The organism is Ohtaekwangia sp., assembly GCF_036568665.1.
GTDB lineage: Bacteria > Bacteroidota > Bacteroidia > Cytophagales > Cyclobacteriaceae > Ohtaekwangia.
The window spans coordinates 51,529-62,731 of the sequence record NZ_DATCSD010000168.1; the positions used below are offsets into that span (position 1 = coordinate 51,529).

Sequence of the window (11,203 nt, forward strand, 5' to 3'; positions counted from 1 at the left end):
AGGCGCGATTGTTTTTAATATAGTTACCAACAGTATAAATCGAACCTATTCCCTATGAAGTTGAAATATATACTTCCGTTTATGATTATAGCGCTGCAGGCGCAAGCACAAGTGGAGAAAAAAGAAACCGGCAACCTGTTGTTGGAAGGTGTACCGGAAATTCCCGCCACTGTGATGGAGCGAATGAATCAATATCAAAACACACGTTCCGCCGGATTCAACGGCTGGCACCCGGATGGCAAGAGTATATTGATCAGCACACGCTTTGCTGAAACGTCACAAGTACATAGTGTACATCATCCCGGTGGCGATCGCAAGCAACTTACATTTTTCAAAGAACCGGTAGCCGGAGTAAGTTTCTGTCCGGACCCTTCTTATAAAGGATTTATGTTCTCGAAAGATATAGGTGGCAATGAATTTTCTCAGCTCTTCTGGTTTGAACCGGCTACCGGTAAATATGAAATGATATCAGACGGAAGTCGTTCGCAAAATTCACTGAGTGCATGGTCTAACAAGGGCGACCGTTTTATTATGGTAAGCACGCGCAGAAATAGTAAAGATTATGATCTATATCTCTGCGACATGAAAAATCCGAAGGAAGCAAAACTGATCCTGCAAAAGGGAGGTTCGTGGTCTGCTATAGATTGGTCGCCAGACGATCGTAAACTGATTGTTGAGAACTATATATCTGCCAATCGGTCCTACCTGCATATTCTCGATATAGAGACAGGTGCACTTAGTCCGATCAATCCTTCAACGGAAGAGATCTCCTATAGTGGTGCACTCTGGTCAGCCGATGGTAAAGGTATATATATCATCAACGACCAGGGCAGTGAATTCAGCATGCTGAAGTATTACGATGTTGCATCCAAAAAATTCACCACTATAACATCTTCCATTCCCTGGGATGTATCGGGTATAACGATTAACAAAAATCGCAGCACCCTGGTGTTTGATACCAACGAAAATGGCGTGGCCAAACTATATCAACTGAATACAGCAACACAGAAATTTATACCAGTGCCCGGATTACCCACGGGCATTGTAAGCAGTATAGAATTTCATCCGGACGGAAATCAGATTGGTCTTGTGATTAACACCCCACAAACGCCAAGTGATGTGTTCTCGATTGATCTTACTACCAACAAACTTACCCAGTGGACATTTAGCGAAGTGGGAGGATTGGATAACAGTACATTTACTGTTCCATCGCTTATTGAATACGAAACGTTCGATAAGGTAGGCAACAACGCACGCACCATTCCGGCATTCTACTACAAACCTAAAAGTGCGCAGGGAAAACTTCCCGTTATCATCAACATCCACGGTGGGCCTGAGGGCCAGTCGTTACCTGCATTCAGTCCATTTATATCGTATCTCACCAACGAGCTGGGTATAGCCGTGTTGTCACCCAATGTTCGAGGCTCATCGGGCTATGGCAAAACATACCTGAAGCTCGACAATGGCTTTAAGCGTGAAGAGTCAGTAAAAGATATAGGAGCTTTGCTGGACTGGGTGGCTAAACAACCAGAACTGGATGCTTCGCGTGTAGCCGTCTGGGGAGGTTCGTATGGCGGGTATATGGTGCTTGCCTCCATGACTAACTTTAACGATCGCATCAAGTGTGGTATAGATATAGTAGGTATCAGCAACTTTGTTACGTTTCTGCAAAACACAGAAGACTATCGCAAAGATCTTCGCAGAGTCGAGTATGGCGATGAGCGTGACCCGAAGATGAAAGAATACCTGCTGAAGATTTCTCCTGCCAACAATGCTGATAAGATTACCAAGCCGCTGTTCATCATCCAGGGGTTGAATGATCCGCGTGTGCCGGCATCGGAATCAGAACAAATGAAACAAAGCATGCGCAGTAAAGGTCGCAACGTTTGGTATATGCTCGGCAAAGATGAAGGCCATGGTTTCCGTAAGAAGACCAACATCGATTATATGCAGTGGGCAGTTGTTCTATTCTTGCAGCAACATCTAATCCTATAAAATCTATCTAGTTTTCGGAACGGATGTCGAAGTAAGAATTGTTTTATTTATCGACATTCCTTCTTCAAATGTGCCCTGAAGAGTTCGTTTTTTCTCGTTTAAAGTACATAGCCTCAGCATTTCAACCCTGATTATCCTTGATTCATGGGTTTTATTTTTAAATCTGACGTCTTATATTTACAGCTTAGCGCGGTTCTGATGGTTTTTTTAAACCAGATTTTTTTGACTGATTATCTTTGCCGCCATATTTTTTAACCCAGGCCCTCGGGCATAAAAGATTTATAAAAGATGCAAAAACGCTGGCTGAGCTTTTTAGGTATTGCTGTCATGGTTGTGGCAGTTGTATTCATTAATCGCTATTACCTACCCACACTCGATCAACAGGCTTCTGTTGACTCGCTCGATTTCAACATCAAGATTAAAGAACCCAGTGTTCTTTACGGAATGGTGGTGGATGACTTCCTGGTAATCGAAGACAAGATCAAACGCAACGAACGTCTCGGTGATATACTGGAAGAATACAACGTACCGGCTAAGCTCATTCACCAGGTATCTCAGCTTTCACGCAACATCTTCGATGTTCGCAAGATCGTTCCCAATAAAAAATATACACTGATCTGCGGTCAGGATTCTCTTAAAACAGCAAAGGCTTTAGTATACGAACCCAACCCGGTTGACTATATCGTATTTCGCTTTGACGATTCTCTTTCAGTAGATGTATGCAAGCGCGATGTGATCACGATAGAAAAAAGCATAGCCGGAGAGATCCGCTCTAATCTTTCTGAAACAATCGAAGAGCTTGGCATCTCACACGAACTCACCAACAAGTTTGTTGATATCTTCGGATGGCAGGTAGATTTCCAGCGCCTTCAAAAGGGCGACAAGTTCAAGCTGATCTATGAAGAAAGCCAGGTAGAAGGTGTTACTGTAAGCATCAACGAGATCAAGGCTATATACTTTGAACATTTCGGAAGTCCATACTATGCATTTCCATTTGATCAGGGAGAAGGTGCTAACTACTACGACCAGGAAGGAAAAAGTTTGCGCAAGGCACTCCTGAAGTATCCTATAGAATTTACCCGCATAAGCTCACGCTATACCATGAACCGTTTCCATCCGGTTCAAAAAAGATGGAAGGCTCACCTCGGTACTGACTTTGCTGCTCCTACCGGTACCCCTATACGCTCTGTAGGCGATGGTACCGTGGAAGAAGCACAGTATAAATCCAACAATGGTAATTATGTAAAGATCCGTCACAACGGTACCTACACTACACAATACCTCCACATGTCGCGCATTGCCGATGGCGTTCGTGCAGGCACGCGTGTTCGTCAGGGTCAAACCATTGGTTATGTGGGCAGCACCGGTCTTGCTACCGGGCCACACCTTTGCTATCGCTTCTGGAAGAATGGTGTACAGGTAGATGCGCTCAAGATTGATCTGCCTCCTTCTGAACCTGTTCAGAAACAATTCAGAGATGCTTTTGACAAAGTAAAGGCAGACCTGACCAAAAAACTTGATGGTATTCCTTTCCCGGAGCAACGTCAGGAACCGATCGCAGCACTATAATTTAATTTTCTTTTATTCAACGCTTTGTTGAAGATGTAATTTTCTCTGACTTTTTTTGTTAGAGAGTGGAGCTCATCTTCTATGAAGCGTTGTTTCTTTTTACTTTTTCTTTTCCTACCCTGCCTTCTTCAAGCCCAGAAGGTTGGCATCGTACTAAGCGGTGGTGGTGCCAAAGGCATTGCGCACGTTGGCGTATTAAAAGCACTTGAAGAAAATGAGATTCCGATTGATAATATAGTAGGCACTTCCATGGGAGGTATCATTGGTGGCTGCTATGCAGCCGGCATGAGTCCTGAGCAAATTGAAAACATGGTGTTGTCGAATGAATTTCTCGGCTGGGTGAACGGCTCGTCAGAAGTTGGTTTCAACTACTTCTACTATAAAAATGATATCACGCCCACATTTCTCAAGCTTACACTCGACCTTGACTCTACACTGAACTTCCAGTTCAACACAAGTCTGGCTAAAGATGTATCGTTAAACTTTGCTCTTGCCGATAAGATGGCACAAGCTTCGGCTATATCGCATAGTAATTTCGATAGCTTGTTCGTGCCCTTACGCGTAGTGGCTTCCGATATTTTCACACAGAATGAAGTAGTGCTTTCCAAAGGTTCTCTGAGCGATGCTTTGCGGGCAACACAAACGGTACCTTTCTTTTATACACCTATTCGCATTGATGGTAAATATCTGTTTGATGGTGGAGTATATAATAACTTCCCGGTAGATGTATCGGAGAAGAATTTTAAACCCGATGTGGTTATTGGTGTAAATGTATCGACCAAAATCTTTGATGAATATCCTTACGATAATGATGATAAGCTTATCTCCCGGTCATTGCTTTTTATGTTAATGGATAAATCCGATCCATCCATGATCAAAGAGTCGGGCGTGTTCATTCAACCCAACCTCAAAGGCTTTACTTCTTTTGATTTCGGAAAAGCAAAAGCTCTGATTGACAGCGGGTATATACAAACTATACGACAGATTGATGAGATCAAAAAGAAGATAGCAACCAGAAATACCTGCGAAGAAGTAGCAGCAAGACGAAATGCTTTTAATAACAGAAATGTACCGCTCACTTTTTACGATCTTTCTTTTAAAGGCTTCAACTCTCGACAGCGAGGCTATATAACCAAGTTATTTAAAATCCATACAGACGAAAATAAACCGCTTCGTTATCGCGATATCAAAAAGGGTTACTTCAAGCTTGTGGCGGAAGACTATTTTTCCAATGTATACCCCAGCATACTATACGACAGTAGCCGGAAGTCTTTTGCTTTTCAAATGGCACGCAGGCCGCAGCAGAATTTTCAGGTGGACTTTGGTGGTGTTATCGCTTCGCGCGATATCAGTAATATTTTCCTGGGGCTAAATTACTATCACTTCGGGCGAACACTGAAGCATTACTACACTGCGTTTCAAACAGGAAGCTTCTATAAATCAGGAGTGATCAAAGTACGGATTGATTATCCGAACCAGCTGAACTTTGAGCCATTCGTTGAGTATAACAACTGGGACTACTTTGAGAATGGCGATCTATTAAAAAACGTTTCTTCCTATACTCCCACTGTATTGAGACGCCTGAATCGAAAGTTTGGCTTTACATTGGGAGTCCCTATTCGTGAATACTTCAAGTGCACTATCGGCATTGAGTCGTTCAACAATCTTGATCGCTATGTAAACAGCGATGTATTTGTAAGCACCGATACACTGGATGAACTTCGCATTAAAGGATATAAAGCAGGCTTTGCATTTTCTGCCAACACATTAAATCGGAAACAATATGCTTCACGTGGTGAGGCTTATACCATTAGCGGTAATTATTTTCAGGTAACAGAAAGCTACACTCCCGGAAATACATCGGTGTTATCAGAGCCTCAGCGAAGACATCACAACTGGTTTAGATTGCGCGCGAGTGCTGAGCAATATTTTAATGCCGGCTGGTTTCACATCGGATATATAGCAGAAGCAGTACTTTCCAATCAACCATTCTTCCAGAATTATTTTGGCACCATCATCAACACGCCAGCGTTCCTTCCGCTGCAGGATAGTCGCACGCTTATACTGGAGAACTTCAGATCGTTTAACTATGCAGCAGGAGGTATCCGAAATATTTTTACGCTGCGCAACCGGCTTGACCTTCGTTTAGAGGGGTACTTGTTTAAACCTTTTGATTACATTAAAAAAGGCAGCAACCAAGAGGCCTATACCAGCACAAATCTACAATCTATATTTTTTGCTGCTTCCGGTAATCTCGTATATCACGCTCCTATAGGTCCTGTGAGTTTGAGCGTGAACTATTATGATGATAAAGAGAATAAGTTGGGGATACTTTTACACGTTGGATTCCTGCTATACAACCGTCATTCACTGGAATAAGTAGAAACACACACCGCTCCATTTACCTGTATTTATGAGGCATTCGTCTTTTTGATGTGTCGATTCAACTTCATTTTAAATTTTTTAGCTATGTTTAACCTCCAAAATCTTAAACAGGCGCTCTGGCATGAAGCGAGTTTTACTAACCCTCTTTTTATCGGTTGTATGTATACTAAGCTCAAAAGCACAAATTGTGCAGTGGGCTTCGAAGGTTATTGAGTTTTCTACTGAACTCACTCCTGTACAATACTCCGCCCAGCAGGCGCTGGGTAAACCTAATGTTTTACCTGCGGGCGGCCAAAGCCCGAATGCATGGGCTCCTGATAAGCCTAATCGAAAAGAGTTTTTAAAACTTGGCTTTGCCAATCCTATCAGCATCCGTCAGATCGCTATTGCAGAGTCGCATAACCCGAGCGCTATATTTCGTGTGCTGGCTTACGATGAAGCCGGTAAAGAATATGTGATCAATACCTTGAACCCGATGGCGGTTCCGCTGAAGGGACGTATGCTAAACGTATTTACAGAAGCAACGCCTTATAAAGTAGCAGCTGTTAAAATTGAATTTGATGGTGCCGCTGTTCCCGGATACTTCGGTATAGATGCCGTAGCTATATCTGATTCAAATTACCCGATCATTGCTGATATTCCGAAAATGCAATTGCTCGCGTCTGGTATATTGATTGAGGCGCTGGATAAAAATGTGAACAGTGAATATAGCGAGCTCAACCCATTGCTATCGCCTGATGGAAAAACGCTTTACTTCAGCAGAAGAAATCACCCCGAGAACATTGGTGGTGTGAATGACAAAGAAGACATCTGGTATTCTGAACTTGATTCAGCCGGTCGTTGGCAGCTCGCGAAGAATATGGGAGCACCTTTCAACACCGAAGGTCCTAATTTTGTAAACACCATTCAGTCTGTTACACCCGATGGTAAATCCGCTATCATGGTGTTGGGAAATAAATATCTCGACAATGGAAAGATGCGTGCCGGTGTTTCTATCAGTTCGAATGTAGCTGGCTCATGGAGCAAGCCCGTAGCTTTGAATATTGCTAACGACTATAACTTCAACGACAAGGCTAATTATTTCCTTACTAATAATCGTAAAACATTATTGATGTCGGTAGAGCGCGAAGACTCGCAAGGTGATCGCGATCTATATGTGAGCTTTATGAACAATGACAGCTCGTGGACACAACCGCTCAACCTTGGTGATGTAGTGAATACAGCAGGAGAAGAGTCTGCACCATTCCTGGCTTCAGATGATAAAACTTTATACTTCTCTTCTAATGGCTTTAGCGGTTATGGCAGCACAGATATATATGTAACAAGAAGACTTGACGACACCTGGACAAGTTGGTCTGAACCAGAGAACCTCGGCCCGGAGATCAACTCTCCATTGGAAGATCTGTTCTTTAACATTCCGGCTAACAGCGACTATGCCTACTATTCGCGCGGTGTTACTGAAACGAATACTGATATTTTTCGTGTAAAACTTCCGATCGTGAAGAATCCTGAACCATGGGTTACTGTGCGTGGAAAGATCATTGATAAAACTACCGGTAAACCACTCAACGCAAAAGTTATTTACGAGCGTTTACCCGATGGTAAAGATGTAGGTATAGCACAGACGAATCCTGAAACTGGTGAATACGAAATTCGTTTACCGGCAGGTCAGCTATATGGCGTACATGCAGAGGCGGATGGTAAAATATCGGAGAGTCAGAACCTCGATCTGCGAAACATCAAGTCTGACCAGGTTATCGAGCATAAAGACTTTGATCTGTCGCCTATAGAAGTAGCACCTGTACAGGAGAATATTACGATTGTGCTAAACAATGTGTTCTTTGATTTCGATAAGGCAACGTTGAAGCCGGAGTCTTTCCCTGAGCTGAATCGTATTGCTGATTTGATGAAAGAGAAAGGCACTATGCAAATTCTGATATCGGGTCACACGGATGCTACAGGACCTGAACAGTATAACATGGGATTGTCTGAGCGAAGAGCCAAGGCTGTTGCCAATTACTTTGTAGAGAAAGGTATAGCGAAAGATCGTATGGCAGCCGAGTTCTTTGGCGAAACCAAACCGACAGATACCAATACCACAAAAGAAGGAAGGAAGAAGAATCGCAGGGTGGAATTCAAAATTTTGAAATTGTAATTCATAAACCACTATGGTTCACAAGTGTCTTATACTTTTTGTTGTCGTTCTTAGCGGTGCTCTTCAGGTTCTTGGGCAATCAGCAGATTCGTTGATTTATGCCGAGGGCAGAATTCTAAATGCAGCTACCAAAGAACCCGTAACAGCTCGTGTAACATATCAAAGCTTGCCTTATGGCAATCGTGTAGGTACACTGAATGCAAACGCCTATTCATTTCCCCTTTTCGATAATGAAAAGTATTCACTGATTGTAGAGGCGCCCGGATTTACTACAGCCAAGTTTCTGATCGATCCATCAGAAGCAAATGGTAACAAAGTGCTAAAAGATATAGAACTGTCTACCAATGCCAATGGCAGCAATAAGCACACCGTAGGTAATGTTATGCGTCTCGATAACGTAATCTTCCAGGTGGGTAAATCAAAGCTGAATGAAGATTCTTATTCGGAGCTAGACGTTGTGGTAAATATGATGAAGGAGAACCCTACGATGGTTATACAGCTTGAAGGACATACTGATTATCTGGGTGATGCGAAAGAAAACCTGAAGCTCTCGCAGGCACGTGTAGATGCCGTAAAGAGTTATATCGTTTCGAAGAATGTAAACAAGGGTCGCATCAAAACAAAAGCCTTTGGTGGTACACAACCTCTCTCACGCGATGATACACCAGAAGCTCACCGCTTAAACCGCAGAGTTGAACTCCGTATACTTCAGAACTAAAGATCAGATTATATTAATAGCTGGCATCAGCCACAACTTCCATTTTACGTTTGCGAACGTACTGGATCTTTTTGATATAGGTTTCTTTCAAAGAAGTATCGAGCTTGCTTTCTACTACCGAGAGAAGTATAATTCTGGAGAACTCTTCCAGGCGAGGAGATTGATATAGTAAAGATGCTTTCTCCAGGTAAGCCACTGCATTTACCCATTGGTGATTGTTATATGCCTTGATAGCATGGTTGTAGTATAATAAGCCCAGCATCTCATCAAGGTTTACCGTGTTGTAAAGATCAAAACTGAAATGATAGTATTGTTTCTTCCGCGTGCTTTGCTGAATTGTATTTTGCTTATAACCACTGATTCTTTTTTCGATCTCTGCTTCATTGTCTGTAAAGCCATGCGCAGGGTCCGTTGTTTCTAAAAGCACTTCACCATCCGATGTGGTTGCCATCAGAAATATATGGTAATTCGTTTCGATGATTTTATAGGGGATGGAAAAGTGTTCTAACAACAACGCATATAGTGCAGTGCCGGTTAAACAATTATAGGCTCCTTTATTCAACAGATCATTGAAAGAAGAATACTCAGTGTAATTTTTAAGAAAGCGCTGATGTGTTTTTGTGAAGATATATTCCAGAAAAGCTTTGTCGTGTTTAAACCCTTCCCTTTTGCTATTGAGTTTCTCTACAAAAGAATACAGTTCTTCAGATGAAGTAGCATTTACTTTTAGATCAGTAGCGCTATATAAAGCAACATAGTGATCAAGGGAGTTGGTTGAAGCGGGCGTAAATTGATCGTCTTGGGCTAAAGCAAGTATTGGCAGAAAGAATATCAACACCAGACTCTTCATGTTACGCCAATGTTAATTTATCGTTAACAAATTTAACATAAATGTAACGTTAGGCAAGTATACGTTAACATAGACGTAATGTTATGGCTATGATTACGGTATTTGGGCTCCAGCGATTTTTGATTTAACTTTAGTTTATGCAGACAATCGCTGAATCGATCTCTACTGATGTACTTCTCGAAATATTCAAAAAGCATCGGGAGGGCATTCTTTCGCTTCGAAAAGAGCCTCTGCGCAACCGTGAAGCGCGGTTGAAAAAATTGCGTGAATGGATTCATACCAATCGTGCAGCCATTCATCAGGCTGCATTCGATGACTTTAAGAAGCCTGCAGTAGAAGTTGATGGCACAGAAATATTTCATGTGCTGAGTGAAATCAAGCTCGCTGTTTCCTCTTTGGAAACATGGGCGGCACCGCGTAAGGTAGATGCACCTATTACGATGCTGGGCACACGCTCCTATATACAGCCCGAAGCAAAAGGCGTATGCCTCATCATCGCTCCCTGGAATTATCCTTTTAGTCTCGCTATAGGCCCATTGGTATCTGCATTAGCTGCAGGCAACAGTGTTATACTCAAACCATCAGAGTTAACACCCAACATGTCTGCATTGATAAAGCGCCTGGCAAGTGAAGTATTTGATAAGAGTATTGTTGCTGTATTTGAAGGTGACGCAGAAGTATCTCAGCAACTTTTACAACTTCCATTTGATCATATATTCTTTACGGGAAGTCCAGCCATTGGCAAACAGGTAATGAAAGCTGCTGCACAGCATCTCACTTCTGTTACCCTGGAGCTGGGAGGAAAGTCGCCTACAATTATTACAGCCTCGGCAAACATCCGCGAAGCAGCACAACGTATAGCCGTAGCCAAGTTTGTAAACAACGGACAAACTTGCGTTGCACCAGATTATATATTGATCGATAAAAGCATCGAGACGAAATTTCTGGAAGAGTTAAAGATACAAGTAGAGAAACTTTTTGCCGACAGCACTAAATCTTTTGAAACATCACCAAGCTATTGCCGCATTGTTAATCACAGACATTTCCATCGGCTCAATGAATTATTGCAGGACGCTCTCTATCACGGTGCAAGAATTGAGATGGGAGGCAAAGTTGATGAGAGTACGCGATATATACACCCCATTGTTTTAACACATCTACCAGGGCATTGCCGGATAATGGAGGAAGAAATTTTTGGTCCTATACTTCCACTTGTACCTTATACAAGCATCGATGAAGTCGTATCCATAATCAATGGTAAACCCAAAGCACTGGCGCTCTATATTTTTACAAAGAATAAACACGAACAAAGAAAAATTATTCGAGAAACTTCTGCGGGAGCAGTGTGCATCAACGACTGCGCTATCCATTTTCTTCACCATAATCTTCCCTTCGGCGGTGTTAACAACAGTGGTATAGGCAGCTCTCATGGATACTTTGGTTTTCTGGCCTTCTCGCACGAGAAACCAGTGATGAAACAGAAAAGTGGTTTCACCAGTATCCAGCCTTTTTATCCGCCTTATACCACTTT

The 11,203-nt window shown here is 42.5% G+C and carries 7 protein-coding genes; 6 read left to right on the top strand and 1 reads right to left on the bottom strand.

Going from position 1 to position 11,203, the window contains the following annotated elements:
- Window positions 1-54 precede the first annotated feature (54 nt).
- The 5 genes from VIN08_RS09860 to VIN08_RS09880 all read left to right on the top strand — a co-directional run bounded on the left by VIN08_RS09860 (window position 55) and on the right by VIN08_RS09880 (window position 8,822).
- Window positions 55-1,995 carry a S9 family peptidase gene (locus VIN08_RS09860; RefSeq protein ID WP_331963887.1) on the top strand — a complete coding sequence of 647 codons (1,941 nt, stop codon included), beginning with the start codon at window positions 55-57 and terminating at the stop codon, window positions 1,993-1,995.
- Window positions 1,996-2,283: 288 nt separating this feature from the next.
- Window positions 2,284-3,564 (top strand): peptidoglycan DD-metalloendopeptidase family protein, encoded by a 1,281-nt coding sequence (locus VIN08_RS09865; protein ID WP_331963890.1) that lies wholly within the window; start codon window positions 2,284-2,286, stop codon window positions 3,562-3,564.
- Window positions 3,565-3,645: 81 nt separating this feature from the next.
- Entirely contained in the window at window positions 3,646-5,943 is a 2,298-nt protein-coding gene (locus VIN08_RS09870) for a patatin-like phospholipase family protein (RefSeq protein WP_331963893.1), read from the top strand.
- A 127-nt stretch (window positions 5,944-6,070) separates the two neighbouring features.
- Window positions 6,071-8,104 carry an OmpA family protein gene (locus VIN08_RS09875; protein WP_331963896.1) on the top strand — a complete coding sequence of 678 codons (2,034 nt, stop codon included), beginning with the start codon at window positions 6,071-6,073 and terminating at the stop codon, window positions 8,102-8,104.
- A 13-nt stretch (window positions 8,105-8,117) separates the two neighbouring features.
- Window positions 8,118-8,822, top strand: a complete 705-nt coding sequence (locus tag VIN08_RS09880; protein WP_331963899.1) for an OmpA family protein — start codon at window positions 8,118-8,120, stop codon at window positions 8,820-8,822.
- Window positions 8,823-8,835: 13 nt separating this feature from the next.
- Here VIN08_RS09880 and VIN08_RS09885 read toward each other — a convergent pair whose 3' ends face one another.
- Entirely contained in the window at window positions 8,836-9,672 is an 837-nt protein-coding gene (locus tag VIN08_RS09885) for a hypothetical protein (RefSeq protein ID WP_331963902.1), read from the bottom strand.
- Window positions 9,673-9,809: 137 nt separating this feature from the next.
- Between VIN08_RS09885 and VIN08_RS09890 the strand changes: the two genes are divergently transcribed.
- Window positions 9,810-11,203, top strand: a 1,394-nt coding sequence (locus VIN08_RS09890) for an aldehyde dehydrogenase family protein (RefSeq protein WP_331963905.1), incomplete at its 3' end; no start/stop codon positions are given.